The organism is uncultured Anaerococcus sp., assembly GCF_947253225.1.
Lineage (GTDB): Bacteria > Bacillota > Clostridia > Tissierellales > Peptoniphilaceae > Anaerococcus.
Window position 1 is genome coordinate 11,190 of sequence record NZ_CAMXYR010000018.1, and the last position, 18,154, is coordinate 29,343.

At 37.2% G+C, this 18,154-nt stretch carries 4 protein-coding genes and 2 tRNA genes; all 6 read left to right on the forward strand.

Annotation, left to right across the window (positions count from 1 at the left end; translation table 11 throughout):
- Nucleotides 1-103 precede the first annotated feature (103 nt).
- Nucleotides 104-13,474: an InlB B-repeat-containing protein gene (locus Q0W95_RS03710; RefSeq protein ID WP_297790134.1), complete on the forward strand. Its 13,371-nt coding sequence runs from the start codon at nt 104-106 to the stop codon at nt 13,472-13,474.
- A gap of 129 nt (nt 13,475-13,603) precedes the next feature.
- Entirely contained in the window at nt 13,604-14,047 is a 444-nt protein-coding gene (locus Q0W95_RS03715; protein WP_297790135.1) for a MarR family winged helix-turn-helix transcriptional regulator, read from the forward strand.
- On the forward strand, nt 14,044-15,807 hold the full coding sequence (locus Q0W95_RS03720) for an ABC transporter ATP-binding protein (RefSeq protein ID WP_297790136.1): 1,764 nt from the start codon (nt 14,044-14,046) through the stop codon (nt 15,805-15,807). Before Q0W95_RS03715 ends, Q0W95_RS03720 begins: the two co-directional genes overlap by 4 nt.
- Nucleotides 15,800-17,665 carry an ABC transporter ATP-binding protein gene (locus Q0W95_RS03725; protein ID WP_297790137.1) on the forward strand — a complete coding sequence of 622 codons (1,866 nt, stop codon included), beginning with the start codon at nt 15,800-15,802 and terminating at the stop codon, nt 17,663-17,665. The genes Q0W95_RS03720 and Q0W95_RS03725 overlap by 8 nt, the downstream gene beginning before the upstream one ends.
- Before the next feature lie 205 nt (nt 17,666-17,870).
- A tRNA-Phe gene (locus tag Q0W95_RS03730) sits at nt 17,871-17,946 on the forward strand.
- A gap of 137 nt (nt 17,947-18,083) precedes the next feature.
- A tRNA-Gly gene (locus tag Q0W95_RS03735) sits at nt 18,084-18,154 on the forward strand.

Consider the following 18,154-nt stretch of genomic DNA (forward strand, 5'->3'; position numbering starts at 1 on the left):
TTTCTTTTATTTGTTAAATGATGTATAATGAAAGCAAGATGACTAACGAAATGAAGCAATGAAGATAATAATATTGATATAAATTTATAATAGGGAGGAAAGTATGAAAGTAACTAAGAGGATAACGGCTCTGTTGACAGCTGCTATGATAATGGCATCTAACATTGCCCCTGCCTTTGCTAGTAGCCTACAGTATGACAGTCCAAAAAATGAAATAGTTAATGGACAATTAGGCGTTATTCCAGCAAAGCTTAAAGATGGAGAAAAAGCTGAAGACTTTATAAAAAACCCAGCTCAACCAGCAATTTACAGCTTGCGTACAGATTATTTGGTACAAAAAGGGGAGAAGTATGAAATTAACTACCAACCCTACATAGCAAGCGTAGGAGAAGCAGCAAGTCCTAAAGAACAAACTAAGGTAAATCAAAAAATAAAATTACCAGACCTTGCAGGTTATGATAAGGCCGATAATCCAAAGACATATAAAATAGATTATTCGACCATAAAAACCAAAGCAGAAGGAAACGGCAAGACTGGTGATGAGAATTATGGATATAGGTACGAGGCCAACCAAGATTTTAGATATCAGGCTATCGAAAAATATATTAAGATCAAGAATATCTTCCAAGATATGAATGATTTTACTAAATACACTAATCCAGATGGAACTATCACTGATTCTGAAGGAAATGTAACCAACAAGGATGGAAGTGTAACCCCTAAAGACAAGGTGGAAAAAGATCATCAATATATAACCTCACAAAAAGGTAACACTGGTTCCACCATGCAAGTAAGCCCTCTGGACGAAAAGTTTAGGAGAGGCTTTGTTCCCGAATCAGATAGAATTAATATGCAAGTACCAGAAGATGCTACAAACTTCGTAGTGGAATATCGTTACAACCGTGCCCAATACAATGTAGTTTTTGATTGCAAAGATGGTACACCAATCCCAACTCGTACTCTATATTATGAGCAAGAAATTCCTAAAATTGATGAAAATAGTATACCTAAAAAGACCGGATGTGATTTCTTGGGATGGATGCCATCTCATGACCTAAAGTCAATAGATGGAAGAGATTTTAAAAAGGGTGAGATTATCAAGAAGACTGATGGCAAAGCATCCCTTGATCTCGATGTCAATTTAAAGATGCCTGCTCTAGACCTTGGAACGGACGAAAATACAAGAGAAAAATTGACCTTCACAGCAGTATGGAAGGATAAGGAAAAGGCTGATTATGCCATCCAATTCTGGGCAGAAAAGGCAGACCATGCGGATAAGGCTTCTATTTTAGATAAGTATGACTACATTGGAACTCGTGTTCATGAACCAGTTACTACAGGAAGTAAGCCAAACTTGGATACTGTACCTGTCGATAAGATAAAATTCCCAGACCTTGATGACGCTCGTTTAAGAAAGATTTGGAGAGGCGATAGGTTTAATAGGGGCAAAGATCTTTTCTTAAATAAGTTTTTTGTTTACAACAAAGACTTAACCGATAAGGAAAATGCTGACCCTGAAAACCCAAGTGTGGTTAAGTCCGTGTCAGCTACAGGTAAGACTGTCTACAACATCTACTACGACAGACAAGTCTACGACCTATACTTTACTAAGTCCAATGCTCTACCTGCTGAAAATACTTTTTACCCTGAAATTTGGGGATATGATGAAGATCAAGGAGAGGTAGTGAAGAAGGGCGGTCCTGGCAATCCTTACCATTACAAGGCAAGGTTTAACCAGCTAATGCTTGATTGGCCAAACGACGCCATGCAAACCAAAGGCTTTAGTGAAGGCATGCAATCCTTTGGCTGGGGACCAAACTATGCTAGTCCAAATTGGCCTACTCACTTGGATACACCTCCTTATAGATTGAATGCAGATGAGTTTCTTGACATGGCAAACTACGATAAATGGGGAGGCTATACTAAAAAGATAGATAAGGGTGATGGAACAATCATAAAGTTAGATTGGTCCGATTATAAAATTCTATCCTTTGGTATAAAACAAGATAAAAACTCTATGCCACACCACATGGACTTTTGGATGGATGGCTTTAAGGATGGCGAAACAATTATCCGCTACGACCTATACAGGTATAAGGCAGATACAAATTCTGAGACTTATGCGCCTAGCTACCCAAAGGTTCAAGGCTTTACTGGTAAGAGAGCTAATGAAACACCGGAATATCTTGATTCAGATGGCATAGATGCTAAAAACGACGAGCGTGCAGATGTAACACCATTTCCTGATAAGACCTATACAGACATGTATGGAGCACGCCCTTTAGGTGAGATGAAATTTATTAAGGCTTTCTTTAATAATGGCGATGAGTTTGGCGATCCAGATGGTTGGGACGGATTTGATAAAAACGGCTACCTTAAATTTGAATACACTCGTAATAAGTACCCACTAAGGTTTAACCACGACCCATCAAAAATTAAGGGCGACAATGAGTTTAACTCAAAAAACTCTATAGATACTTTCTACGAATTTCCTCTAAAGGCTCTAAGCCCTGAAGTCGGGGATGAATATAAAAAAGATAATCCTGCTAACCTATTGGATAATCCGGAAAAGTTACAAGAATTAGAACTTACTGATTTAATATTTACAGATCCAAAAGATGGCAAGTTAAAAGTTAAAAGACCAGATAACTTATCAGACCAAATGGTCTTTAAGGGCTGGGCATTAGACCCTGCAGGCACTAAGCTTATTTGGGAGAACCCAGGCGAAAAGATGCCTAACCACCCAGTCAACCTCTATGCTAAGTGGGGTGAGCCTGACTATAAATGGAAGGTAACTTTTGATCCAAATGGAGGAAGCCTACCAACAATTGATGAAGAAAGCCTCACCACACAGAGACAGACCATCCAAGAGGGCGACATAGGTCAAGAAGAAAAAAATACCTATGCAAGAAAAGGCTACGCAAAAGAGCCAGCCACCACAAAAGATGGTAAGCAAATCTTTACAGTTATTCAAAGGCAAAAACTTGTAAAACCTAAAAACCCAACAAGAAAAGGCTACGATTTTATGGGTTGGGAAGTTATTCGCTACAAAAAGAATAGCAAGGGAGAATACACAGATGAGGTTGATGATTCTTACCGCACAAAATATGGAGTGCCAGAGCTTTATACTTTCGGCAATGACGTTGTAGGTCCAATTGATCTAAAGGCTATTTGGAATCCTAATCAGAAAGTAGATGTTAAAGTCTACCACCATTTCTTGGACAAGGATTGCAAAAACGATGTGAAAACTAAGGATATTGTAGAAACTCTTGCCAACAAGAGAACGGGCTACTATACTGCTACAGTTGCAGATAAACAGGGTCAAAAGTGGATTCTAGCTCCTCATGACGAATTGATGGAGTCAGAAGATGCTAAAATCAAAGAAACCTATGTAAAATACAATAAGAACTTTGAATTTAACAATACTTACTTCCAAAATCAACGTATTGAACCTCTAAAGATTAAAGACCCATCCTCAGGGGCTATGATCGATAACCCTAAATACAAGGGAAATGTCTTCCATTTCTTCTATAGACCATTTAGGCAACGTGAGTACCAAGTCAACTTTATAGATGAAAGAGGAAAGGCTGAAATAGAAAAATTCTATAAGGAGCTTAAACTCGGAGATGTTGAAGCCTTAAAAAATAAACCCGAATATACCAGCGCTAGTGATGAGGAAAAGAAAGAAAAGCTCCAAGAGCTTTATAAAAATAATAAAGATAAGTTTGAAAATAATAGGAGCAAGTTAGATAAAATTTTAGAAAAGTATAGGGTAGTAGAGCCTGAAAGTGTTATTGATGGTAACCGCCACTATGATGCAAGAAACTACAGACCTATACCAGGTTGGAAACTGGTGAGTGCTCCTCAACAACAATTATTCTTTGATGTGAACGAAGATACCAACGAATTTATGGGAATCAACCACACTGGTGGAGATCAAATTTTCTTCTATTATAAAGACGCAAGAGTAATTGAAGTTAAGAATCCTAAGGATAAAGTGCCAGATGGTTATGTAAGAGTAACTTTCAAGGCAGAAGAGGGTGGATCTTTTGGCAAGGATGCCCAAGGAAAAGCCATCAAAGAAATCAATTATGATGTAATCAAGGGATTAAATTCAAACCTACTTCCCGTTCCACAAGAGCTAGTAGAAGGAAATGAGAAAGAAAAAGATAAGTATTATATAATCCCAGAACCAGGAAAGAATTTCATCAAGTGGGATAATGAAAGATTGTTGAACAAAAACACAATGATCAGTGATAACCACACATTCACTGCCTACTTCGATTGGAAGGAAATAAAGATTAACCCTCTTGTAGTTACAGAATCATTCACAGACCCTAAGGGTAAATGGACAAATGACTTTGCTCCAAGTGTTGACAAACTAAAGGGCCAGGTTAAGTGGTTTAAGAATAAGGTCGAAGAAGACCTCCCAGCAGGGGTTGAAGTAACTTTTGCTTCTGATATAGAAAAAACTATTGCTGATTCCTTTAAGGAACTTGGCAAAGCTGATAAGGACGAACTTGTAAGAGAAGTAAAAATCCCAGCCAAGATTAAGTATGCCGACTCTTCAGAGCAAGATATAGAAATTCCTGTCAAGGTCTACAAGAATGTCTATGAAGCCCTAACAGGAACAGAAAAACCATTATTCTTATCTGAGGCTGAAAAAGCCGACTTAAAAGATGTAACTAGAAACTATGTTAAGGTAACAGTTGCTCCTACTGGAGATTTAAAATCAAAGGACAATAAGGTCTACTATGTTAATCCAAAGGCTTGGGTAGTAATTCCAGAAGTTGACGCTAAAGACAATTCTACCTTCACCAATTGGACTTCAGACAAAGAAGCCCAAAACGAAAATGGCAAGAAAGATGGCATTTACGACTTCGCAAAACGCCATATCTTCACTGAGGATACAGTAATTTCTCCAAGATTCTCAAAAGATGTCGAGAAAGAAGATAAGGGTAAACCTGATGTTCCTGATAGCTTTGTAAAAGTTATTGTTAGAACAACGAACAAGGCCAAAGACCCTAGTGAAACAATTTTCTGGGTTGATCCAAGTAAGGAAGTAGCAATTCCTATGACAAATCCAGAAGGAAAAGTTGAAAAGGTTGACTTTAAAATCCTTGGTAAGAAAGATGCAACCTATGTCTTCAAACAATGGCAAATTGTAAAGAAAGGTCCTAACGATGATGATTTAGCTGATGTTGGTCCTACAAAAATAGACCTAACAAAGCATAAGTATACTGATAAGGTTACAGTCATAGAAGCATCTTACTCACAGAAAATCGACTGGTTTAAAATATTTGAGCGAACTAAGACTGAAGAGCTTCACACACCTAAGGGCAAGGTTATTACAGACAAAGATTTGATTGATAAGATTATTCCTCAAGAAGATAAAGAGATTGATAAAATAGAAGTTATCTCAAGACCAGATCAAAATACGGTAGGAAAATCAGAAGCTAAAGTAATAATCACATATAAAGACGGCTCTACTCAAGGCTCAAAGGAAAAGCCTATAGTAATTCCTGTGGAAGTTCACGAGAACAAAGTACCAGCAAATCCAGATGGCTCAAGACCAAAAACTGCTTTGGCTAACTATGTTAAGGTAATCTTCCAAGCTGGAGAAGGTGGTTCGGTAAGTGGAAATTTGGTCTACTATGTAAGTCCAGAAGTTTCTGTCAATATGACAGATGAAGCAGATAAGGTAAGCAAAACACCTACTGTCGGCTATACTTCTAACGGAGGAACTTGGACACCAGAGATTAAAGAAGAAAAAATCGAAAACGAAAAAACATACATCTTTAACTTCAAAAAATCTGATGATATAGTAGAAAAAACAGATGATCCTGAGCAAAAGATTCCATCTGGCTATGTAAAAGTAACCTTCAAGACAGATGGTAATGGAAAACTAGCAGGCGATAAAGAAGAAATCACCTACTATGTAAACCCACAAGCAGGCATCAAACTTGTAGAAATTCAAGCAGGCGATAAGCAACTGGCAGTACCAAAACCGGTAGCAAATACCGACTACACTTTTATCAACTGGGTAGAAGACTTAGACTTAACAAAACCAATCACAGGTGATAGAGAATATGTAGCAAAATTTGCCAAAGGTCAAGTAAGCCTAAGCTATGTAATAGGAGAGGGTGCTAAAGGTACAGCTCCAGAAACAGTAACAACAGCCAAAGGTACAAAAGTAAGACTCGCAACAGATAAAGACATTAGTAAAAAAGACCACACATTCAAAGGCTGGTTAATAGGAGAAAAAATCTACCAAGCTGGAGATGAAATAACCCTAAACGAAACCACAACAGCCACAGCTGTTTGGGAAAAAGATGCGGATGTTATACCATTCAACCCAGAAGAGCCAATAGCAAAACCATCAGGCTATGTAAGAGTAAGCTTTGAAGCAGACGATGGATTGACCCTAACTAATGTTAAGAATTACTATGTAAAGAAAAACGCTGGCATAAAAATAGGTGATAAAACAATAATAAAACCAACTCCAAAAGCAAAAATCGGCTACGAATTTGAAGCTTGGTCTCCTACAGATAAAGAAGAAATAGAGAACGAAGATATAGTAGTAAAAGCAAAATCAAATCCTTATAAGGATACAATAGAAAAAATTGATGAAAATACTAAAAAACCAGATGGCTATGTAGAAGTTAAATTTGTTGCAGGGGAAAATGGTCAGCTAGAAAAAGATGGAAACAAAATAGAAGAAAAAATCTACTATGTAAATCCAAACAAATATGTAAAACTAATACCTCCAGCAACAAAAGCAAACACAGGCTATGAATTTGGAGCATGGGATAAATTAGTAACAGGCTATGATATCTACAAAGCACCATCAACAACTATCACAGCAAACTTTAATGAAATAAAAGCTGTGATACCAAAAACAAAAACAGATGAGTCGGAAAAACAAGAGGGCTATGTAGAAGTAAACTTTGTAATAGAGGGAGACGGTGGAGAAATAGTTGGAGGACAACCAACAACCTACTACGTTGACCCAACAAGGGAAGTAACAATCACCCCACCAACAACTCAAGCCCAAATCGGATATGTATTTGACAAATGGAATCCTGATACAATAAGCAAGGCTAAGAAATACAAGGATAAAACAACTGTAAAAGGTAAATTCAAAAAACTAGATAATTTAATCCCATCAACAAATGATGAGGGTCAACCAAACCCAAAACCACAAGGCTATGTAACAGTAACCTTCAAGGCAGACACCAACGGAAGTATAAAGGGCGAAACAAAATACTATGTAAATCCAACAGAGGAAGTTGACCTAACAGCTAAGGCTAAAGAAATAGAAAAAATAGCAAATACTGGTTATACAAGTGATGGCGGAAGCTGGAAAGATGGAGATAAAGAAGCTACATTAAAAGCAACATTTACTGAAAACACAGAATTTGTATATAACTTTAAAGGACTTGCTGATGTAATACCAAAAACAAGGAATGATGAAAAAGAAAAACCACAAGGCTACATCGAAGTAACATTCGACACAACCGACAAGGGAACAATCGAAAATAGCCAAGAAACAACAAAAGTTGTCTATGTAAACCCAGAGAAGGCAGTAGTCCTAGAAGGATACGCACCACAAGTAAGTCCAAAAACAGGCTACACCTTCGCAAATTGGGATACATCAATCAACAAGGCAATCCAATACAAGGACAAGGATATAATAAAAGCAACCTATACAGCCCTAGAAAACATCTCGACAACAGTGAAAGCAGGCTTTGTAAAAGTTGTATTTAAAACTGACCAAGGCGGAAGTCTAGAAGGGACAACCGAATATTGGATAAAACCAAACACAGAAGTAAAGGTTCCAGCACCAAAAGTAAATACAGAAATTGGATACACCTTCGATAAATGGGATAAAGACCTCAAAGTTACCCTACAAGAAAAGGCTGAGCCATATGTAATAACTGCAAAATACACAAAAGAAGCCGACATAATCCCAGACGATGGAACAAAACCACAACCTTCTGGCTATGTTAAAGTAACCTTCGAAAAGGGAGCAAATGGTGAGCTTGAAGGACAAAGAAATTACTTCGTAAATCCAAAAGCAGGAAAAACCCTAGCTGAAATAAGCAAGCCACAAATCAAACCAAACACAGGCTTTAAGGAAAATGGATGGGACAAAGAAGATGACACATCAATAGATGGAAATCTTACAGTAACAGCTCAGTATCAACCTATTGATGATGTAGTTCCAAAAACTGGAGAAAATGGTAAAGAAAACCATCAACCATCAGGCTATGTAAAAGTAACCTTTAAGGCTGATGAGAATGGAAAACTAGCAGGAGATAAAGAAGAAATAACCTACTATGTAAACCCACAAGAAGGCATCAGACTTGTAGAAGGAGTAGCAGGCGAGAAAAAACTTCAAGTACCAGATACAAAACCATCTGAAAATTACAAATTCATTAAATGGTTTGAAGCTATTGACGAAACCACACCAATAACTGGAAATAGGGAATATGTTGCAATCTTTGGAAAAACTGAAGTAAGCCTAACCTACGACCTAAACGGAGGAAGTGGAACAGTTCCAGAAACTAAGAAAGTTCCTTACGGCACAAGCCTAAGGCTTGCAACAGATGAAGGCATAAGCAAAACAGACGCTAAATTCATAGGTTGGGAGATAGAAGGAAAAATCTACAAGCCAGGAGCTGAAATTACCCTCACCAAGGATCAAAAAGCTATAGCTAAATGGACTGATGATCAAAATATAATCTCATACAATCCAAAAGATCCAATCACAAGACCATCTGGCTATGTGAGAGTAACATTCAAAGCTGACAAAGGTCTAAGACTCACCGAGGAAAAAGCCTATTATGTAAAAGCTGACAAGGGATTAACCCTAAAAGATATCAAAGATGGTCAAGGATTCGGATACCCAACATATAAAGAAGAAACGGGCTATAGTTTCGACAAGTGGGACAAAGAAGAATCAACAGTAATAAAGACAGACATTGAACTAACAGCTAAGGCAACAGAAACTAATGATGTAGTGCCAAAAACTAAGGACGATGATTCAGAAAAACCACAAGGCTTCGTAAAAGTAACCTTCGTAGCAGGGGAAAATGGAAACTTAGGAAAAGAAACAAATACATTCTTTGTAAATCCAACCAAGTATGTAAAACTAAGCCCACCAAGCACCAAAGCAGATACAGGTTATGTATTTGCAGGATGGGATAAGAATGCTACAGAATTTAACATCTACGATAAAGATACAACAATTACGGCACGCTTTAACCCAATTGATTCTGTAATACCAAAGACAAAGGATAATGAGTCAGAAAAACCAGAGGGCTTCGTAGAAGTAAACTTTGTAATAGAGCCAGCTACTGGTGGAAAAATAGTAGAAAAAGAAATAACAACCTACTATGTAAAACCAAATACTGAAGTAACAATCCCACAACCACAAACCAAGGCAGATATAGGCTATGAGTTTGACAAATGGGATCCAGATACAAAAACTACAAGAAAATACACAGACCAAGTAACAACTATAAAAGGTTCTTTCAAAGACCTCCCTGCTTATATACCAGCAAAAGATAAGGATGAAAAAGATAAGCCTAATGGATATATAAGAATAGTCTTTAGGGCAGATGAAAATGGTTGGCTAGCTGAACAAAATGATTTTATTGACCAAAAAGTTTACTATGTAAATCCAAACGCAACTATCGATTATGTAAAGGACTTGACACAAGGAATAGAAAAAGTTGCAAACCCGGGTTATACAGCAGATGGTGGAAATTGGAAAGACGAAACAGGCTTATTAAGCAAATTGTTCTCCAAGGACAAACTTTTTGTTTACCACTTCAAAGAAGCCAAAAACGTAATACCTGATGGAAAGGGAGAACCAATACCAGCAGGCTTTGTAAAAGTAACCCTAAGGCCAACCGACAAGGCAACAGATTCTACAGAAAAATCATATTGGGTAAATCCAAAAGAAGAAGTAGAAATCCCATTCGATAATCCAGCAGGAAATACTGTTGAAGATAAAGCTCATAAAGGCTACAAAACAACCTACACCTTCAAAGAATGGAAGGTAGTAAAGGGAAGTGTCGTAACCTATAAAGGTAAACCAATCAAGGGACAATTCAAAGAAGAAACAGTCCTAGAAGCAACCTATACAGAAAAAACTTCAGGAAAAGGCTATTACCTTACACCAGCTGTAAAAGTTAAAAAAGATACAATAACCCCACTAGGTAAGACACCAAAACCAGAAGAGTTAATAATAAACACTCCAGGCCAAGGAAAAGATCCACTACCAGACGGAACAAAGATAAGCTATGAAAAAGGTGGCAAACCTGACACAAGTAAACCAGGCAATCCAACAGCCAAAGTCAAGATAGAATATCCAAACGGCAAAATCGTAGTAGTCGAAGTACCAATAAAAGTAGTAGACAACATAGTTCCACAAGAAGGATCTGACAAGCCAAAAGTGCCAGCAAACTATGTAAAAGTAGTAATAGACACAACAGACAAGGCAACAGAAAACACCTACTTTGTAAAAACCTACTGGGTAAACCCAGAAGCAGAAGTAAGCTTCCCAATCAAAGATCCAACAGGAAAGAAAAACAACACCTTCACCAAATGGATGATAGACAAAGAAGAATACAACAAAGAAGCTAAGAGAAAATTCACACAAGCAGAAACAACAATCAAAGCTTCTTACAAAGATGCTGACGAAATAATCCCATACGACCCAGAAAATCCAACCAACAAACCAATAGGCTACGTAAGAGTAACCTACAAGGCAGAAGAAGGATTAAGTCTAAAAGAAGCAAAGGCTTACTACGTAAATCCAGAAGCTGGAAAAACACTAGGTCAACTAGAAAAACCAGAAGTAGAAGCAAAAGTAGGCTACACATTCGACAAGTGGGACAAAGACGATAAGACAGTCATAGACAAGGACCTTGAAGTAACAGCAAAAGCCAAAAAATCTGAAGACGTAATACCAGAAAAAAGCCCAGACGGAAAAACAAACAAACAACCAGCGGGCTTCGTAAAAGTAACCTTCGTACCAACAGAACTCGCAAACGAGCAAACAAGAAAAGAAGTAAGCTACTACGTAAATCCAAACAAAAACGTAAGCCTTACACCAGAAGAACCAGTTGGAAAAGAAGAAACAGACGAAAAAGGCTACACAACAACCTACACCTTCACAGGCTGGAAATATGAAACAACAAGTTGGGATAAATCAAGCCCAGTAAAAGGAAAATTTGCAGACGGAACAAGGATACTCGGTCAATACACAAAGAAAACAAGAGTAAAGATAGAGAAAGTCCTACCTGCACCTAAACCAAACAAAGAAGTAATCACTCCAAAAGAAGGAACACCAAAACCAGAAGAGTTAATAATAAACACTCCAGGCCAAGGAAAAGATCCACTACCAGACGGAACAAAGATAAGCTATGAAAAAGGTGGCAAACCTGACACAAGTAAACCAGGCAATCCAACAGCCAAAGTCAAGATAGAATATCCAAACGGCAAAATCGTAGTAGTCGAAGTACCAATAAAAGTAGTAGACAACATAGTTCCACAAGAAGGATCTGACAAGCCAAAAGTGCCAGCAAACTATGTAAAAGTAGTAATAGACACAACAGACAAGGCAACAGAAAACACCTACTTTGTAAAAACCTACTGGGTAAACCCAGAAGCAGAAGTAAGCTTCCCTGTTAAAGTACCAAGTGGTAAGAGTGAAGAAATTGATGGTGTTACAAGGCAATACGAATTTAGTAGTTGGAAACTTGAAGGTAGCGATAAGGACTATGGTTCACACATCAAGGATAAATTCACTGCTAAAGAAAGTAAAATTGTAGCAAGTTACAAGACTGACAAAAATATAGAGCCAGAAGGAAATGACGGAAGATTGATTCCTGAAGGAGAAAAACCACATCCAAAAGACTTTATTAAAAACTATTACAAGGATAATGATCCAGATAATAAGGACAACCTTCCACCAGGAACAAAGTTCACCTTCAAGAAAGGCGAAGAGCCAAACACTGATTCACCTAATGAAGGAAGTACAACCATAGTTGTTGAATATCCAAACGGAGAAAAGAAGGAAATCGAGGTAGGATACAAGGTTATAGGAAAAGTCGTTGAACAAGAAGGAAAAGAAAAACCAGATGTGCCTGATGACTATGTAAAGGTAAGCTTAAACACTACTGACAAGTCTTTAGATGAAACAAAGACCTATTGGGTACAACCAAGAGTTGAAGTAACAATTCCTGACTACAGTCCAGAAGGCAAAGATGCTTGGAAATTCAAAGAATGGGATAAGAATCTAACAGATGTGTTTATCAAGGATACAGAAATTAGAGCAATCTATTCAATGAAGCTTGTTGACTTGGATCAAGAACCAGAACCAAAGGGTGGTATGATTACAACCATGAAAGGTGAACAACCATCTGAAGAAGCATACAGAAAACAGATTGTACTTGAAGAAGAAGGCAAAGAGCCATATCATTTAACAGATGATGATAAGATAGAGTATAAAGAACCTAATGTTGATGAAGTAAAAGATCATGATGTTGAGGTTACAATTACCCTAAAAGACGGTACAGAGCTTAAAACTGTTGTAGTAGTAAGAGTTTTGGATAAGATATATGAGCTTGACAAGGACGATCCAGAAAAGAATAAGAATATTCCAGATAACTACATTCAAGTAATTGTAGTGCCAACAAGCGATAACAAAGATGCTGAAGAACGCTACTATGCAGTCGCTCCTTCAGCAAGCAAGGAAGATTTAAGAAAGATTGGATTAGTAGATATAGACCCAGTTGAAGGAACAACATTTGTTAAATGGCAAGTGAGAAAGGGTGAAGGCCCTTACCAAGATCTTAACAAAGATGGAGAAGCTTATACAGATCCAATCAACATAATCAAAGCTAAGTTTGTGAATGATATAGTCGTTCAAACAGGTGATAAGAAACCAGATGTCCCTGAAGGATATGTCAAAGTTACAGTTGATAGGGGAGAGCATCCAAGACATCCAAGAAAGACAATTTATTGGGTAAACCCTGATAAAGAAGTTGATCTAAGAGAAGTCGATCCTCTTGCAAGTGACGGATATACTTTCGACAAGTGGACTATGAAACAAGAAGATAAGCTAGTAAACGAGGACTTCGACCTTGAAGGTAAGTCTTACAAGTATGAAAAGGAAACATACATTGTGGCAAGTTACAAGGAAGAAAAATGTCCAGCCCCTCCTAAAAATCCAAGTGATCCAGGAATAATTGAGGTTGAAAGTAAAGAAAAAGTTGACGATAAAGTTGACGATAAAGATGAGGAAAATGGTGGAACTAAAGGAACTACTAGTCAATTATCATCTAACAACACCTCAAATGGTAGGGTTAAGACAGGTATTGTGTCAAACTTAGGTATGTATATTTCAATCATAGGCCTAAGTGCAGGTGCAATATTTGCTAGTAACAAGAAAAAGAAATAATATTTTCTAACCTCGAGTTTAACTCGAGGTTCTTTTTTTGGTAATAACTTGAAATAGTCCGAAATGGTACTATAATAAATAAAGAAGATAAAAAATAATTATTTATTTAAAGAGAAGAAAGGAAAGTTTATGACAAAAAAGTGCGATCCTATATTCTCTATTTTTAATTTGCTAAGATATGCCCATGGTCTTAATAAGGAAAGGGTTAAGTTTTACGGTCTTAAGGATCTTGAAACAATCATTCTTATTAATATTGGGATTATGAAAAATCCTACTCAAAAAGATATTTGTGATAGGTTGAAATCTCCCAAGCAGACCATCAATAATGTGATTAAAAATCTTGTAGATAAGGGCTTGGTCGTCTTAGACCAGTCTTTGGAAGATAAGAGGATAAAAATCCTAAGATTGACTGATAAGGGGATAAAAAATAGGGATGATAACCTCAAGCCCCTACTTGAAGCAAATAAGAGAATGTATGAGCAGTTAGGAGAAGAAAAAGTCGTAGAAATTACCAGAGCCTTGGAGCTTTTGATTGAAGCAATTAGGGGCAATTTTGAGAAGGAGGATAGATGAATAGTATTATAGAATTTAATAAGGCGTTTTCATATTTAAAAAAACACCTTGGTGAGTACAAAAAGACCAGAAGAATTTCGCAGATTTTTACAACTATAGAGACAATTTTAGAACTTTTGATACCGATGATGATGGGGATAACCTTAAATACTGCTGTATACACTAAGGATTTGGGTCAAGCTATGAAGTATGGGGCGATTATGGTAGGTCTTTCTCTAATTACCATGTATTGTGGTATGCAGGCCTCAAAAAACGCAGGTCTTACCTCAAGTGGAATAGCAGCAAACACAAGAGAGGCTGAATATAGGAATATACAAAAGTTTTCTTTTGAGGATTTGGAGCATTTTGGAGTGCCATCTCTATTGACTAGGTTAACCTCAGATATGCAACAGCTTTCCCAGTCAATGTTCATGTCTACAAGGTTTGTAATAAAAACTGTAGTTATGGCTATATTTTCTTTTGCCCTAGCCTTTAGGGCAAGTGCCAAACTCTCACTAATTTTCTTGGTAGGAGTTACAGTCTTATTTATAGCTCTTATGCTTCTTACAACATATGCCATACCCAAATTTAGGAAAGCACGTTACCAATACGATAATTTGAACTTGGTTATAGAAGAAAATCTCAACAACATGAGGGTTATCAAGGCTTTTGTTAGAAAGAGATACGAGCTTGATAAGTTTGGAATCCAAAATGAGGAGATGTTTAGGTTATCTGATGGGTCCCAAGGACCGATGTCCTATTTCTTTCCAATATCTAACTTCGTCTTGTTTGGAACTTTTGTAGCTATAACCTACTTTGGCGGTATTGAAATAATTGAGGGTAGACTCGGGGTTGGAGATTTAATTTCCTTTAACATGTACGCAATCATGCTTTTAGGAGCCTTTATTGGTATGAGTATGGTTCTTACCATGTTTATGGCTGCTTCTCCAGGAGTTACTCGTGTTGTAGAAGTTCTAAAGAAAGTACCATCTATGGACAATGATGATAAGATTGAAGGACTTGTGCCAGAAGATGGGTCAATTGATTTTGACAATGTTTCTTTTAAATATGAGAAAGATTCTGAAACTTATCAACTTGAAGATATCAACCTGCACATCAAAAGTGGAGAGTCAATTGGGATTTTGGGGCCAACTGGATCCTCAAAGTCAACCTTGGTTCAATTGATTCCAAGATTGTATGATATTAGCAAGGGGAGTCTAAAGGTTGGAGGTCATGATGTTAAAAGCTATGATCTCCACACGCTTAGAGATGCTGTATCCATAGTTTTACAAAAAAACACCTTGTTTTCAGGAACTATTGCAGATAACCTTCGTTGGGGTGATGAGCATGCAAGTGATGAAGAGATAAGAAAGGCTGCCCAGATTGCCCAAGCCGATGATTTCGTAAGTCAAAGGAATGATTCTTACGAATCAAAGCTCGGTCAGGGGGGAAGTGGAGTTTCTGGTGGTCAAAAACAAAGACTAACCATAGCAAGGTCTTTGCTAAAGAAGCCAAAAATCTTAATCCTCGACAATTCAACATCAGCGGTTGATACTAAAACCGAAACGGCTATTATAGAAGGAATTAACAAAAATCTTAAGGACTTGACGAAGATTATAATTTCTCAAAGAGTTTCATCTTTTAAGTATGTTGATAGGATTATTGTAATGGAAGAAGGAAAGATAGCTGATATAGGTAGCCACAAAGACCTATACCAAAGGAATAAAGTATATAGGCAAACTTATGACATCCAACAACAAGGAGGTGGGGATAATGAATAAAAATGAAATTAGTAAAAAAGCCTACAGAAGGCAAGTATCCTACAAATCCTTGGCAAGGCTTATGACTTATCTTTTTGAGTATAAGTGGCAGATGGCTGTTGTTATTTTAGGGGTGATTATTTCAACTATCACTCAAATTTGGGGAGTGAATATGTTAAAGCCGATAATTGATACCTACATTCTTAAAAAGGATGTGCTAGGTCTAAAACACGCAGTTATGCAAATGAGCATGGTCTATTTTGTATCAGCTTTAACGTCTCTCATATATTCAAGGCTTATGGTTAGGGTTGGAGAAAGGTCAATTAGAAACATCAGGACAGACCTTTTTGATAGAATCCAAAGCCTACCAGTAAGATTTTTTGACACCAATAAGCACGGTGAGATTATGTCGAGATTTACCAACGACACAGACGTTTTGTCCCAAGCTTTGGCAAATACTGTTCCAACTATAATAAGGTCCTTGTTGATGTTTTTTGGGACTGTCCTTGTAATGTTTAAATTGGACTTCAATTTGACTTTGACAATGATAGTGGGGCTACTTGTCATGCTTCCAATCCTATCAAGGGTTGTCCTAAAGACAGGCAAATACTTTTCTATAGCCCAAGCCAATGTTTCAACCCTTCATGGCTATAATGAGGAGATGCTAACAGGTCAAAAGGTAATCAAGGTTTTTTCCAGAGAAAAAATTGCTAATGAAGATTTTGTGGAAAATTCTCAAATGCTAAGAAGGTCTTTTGCTGAGGCTAACATCAGTGCTGGTAAGATTATGCCTTTTCTCCTAAACTCTGTAAATATCCTCTATGCCTTTATTACAGTTCTTGGTGTCTATTTGACCATCAAGGGAAATATTACGGTAGGAGTTCTTGCTGCCTTCTTGTCAAATATCAGACAGATTCAAAACCCGATTGTCAATATATCCCAACAAGCTAATGCAGTTTTCCAAGCTCTAGCAGGAGCTGACAGGATATTTGAAATAATGGATATGGAAATCGAAATTGACACAGGATATATTGACCTTGTAAATGCAGTTAGGACCAAGGAAGGTCAAATTATCGAAAGAGATGGAATAAGCGGAAGATACGCTTGGAAGTGGGAAGAAAATGGAAAAGTTCGCTACAAGATGCTAGAAGGTAGGCTTGAATTTAATAATGTTGACTTCTCCTATGATGGAGTAAATAAGATTCTCAAAAATATTTCATTTTATGCTGATCCAGGAGAAAAGATAGCATTTGTGGGTTCTACTGGAGCTGGTAAGACCACAATAACAAATGTAATAACAAGATTTTACGAAATCGACAATGGTATCATAGAAGTTGATGGAATAAACATAAGAAACATCAAAAAAGAGGCCCTAAGAAAGGCCTTTGGAATGGTTCTCCAAGAAGTGAACTTATTCACAGACAATATAGATGGTAATATTCGCTATGGAAAACTATCTGCAACAGAAGACGAAATCAATTCAGCTGCAAGGCTATCTGGAGCAGATTCTTTCATTAAAAGGCTACCTGAAGGTTATGAAACAAAGATAAAAGGAGATGGCTCATCCCTATCTGATGGGCAAAATCAGCTTATTTCAATATCAAGGGCAGCCATAGCAGAACCACCCATGCTAATCCTTGATGAAGCAACAAGTTCCATAGATACATCAACAGAAAAGGATGTAACAGAAGCTATGGATAACTTGATGGCAGGGTCAACCTCAATAGTAATAGCCCATAGACTCTCAACCATCCAAAATTCAGATGTAATCATGGTGATGGATGCTGGAAGGATAATAGAACGAGGTAGCCATGATAAGCTTATGGAAGAAAAAGGAACCTACTGGCAACTATATACTGGTAAGTTGGAATTAGATTAACACAAGAAGTCTTGAGTCAAAATTTATTTTGCTTAAGGCTTTTTTAATCCTAATATAACTTTTGAAAATTATCTAAGGAAAATACACAAGGGGTAGTTAATAATATTTGAAAGACTTGGAGGAAAATTTAGGAAAAATTCTTAGCTATTTAGAAATGATTTGACAAAAAATATTAAAAATGTTATCATATATGAGTAACTGATAAGCCCAGATAGCTCAGTCGGTAGAGCAGGGGACTGAAAATCCCCGTGTCGGTGGTTCGATTCCGCCTCTGGGCACCAAGATAAACCTAAATTACTATGGATAGACCTTAGATGAGTCATGGATAAGTTTAGATGGTAGGGTCTTTAAGGAAAATCCTTAAAAAATTTATAAAAAAACTTTACAAATCATAAAAAAGTAATATAATATTAAGTGTGCGGATGTGGCTCAGGGGTAGAGCATCGCCTTGCCAAGGCGAGGGTCGCGAGTTCGAATCTCGTCATCCGC

Bases quoted from the DNA above. Each gene is read 5' to 3' on its own strand.
- Q0W95_RS03710 (WP_297790134.1), top strand. From the start codon at position 104: ATGAAAGTAACTAAGAGGATAACGGCTCTGTTGACAGCTGCTATGATA.
- Q0W95_RS03715 (WP_297790135.1), top strand. From the start codon at position 13,604: ATGACAAAAAAGTGCGATCCTATATTCTCTATTTTTAATTTGCTAAGA.
- Q0W95_RS03720 (WP_297790136.1), top strand. From the start codon at position 14,044: ATGAATAGTATTATAGAATTTAATAAGGCGTTTTCATATTTAAAAAAA.
- Q0W95_RS03725 (WP_297790137.1), top strand. From the start codon at position 15,800: ATGAATAAAAATGAAATTAGTAAAAAAGCCTACAGAAGGCAAGTATCC.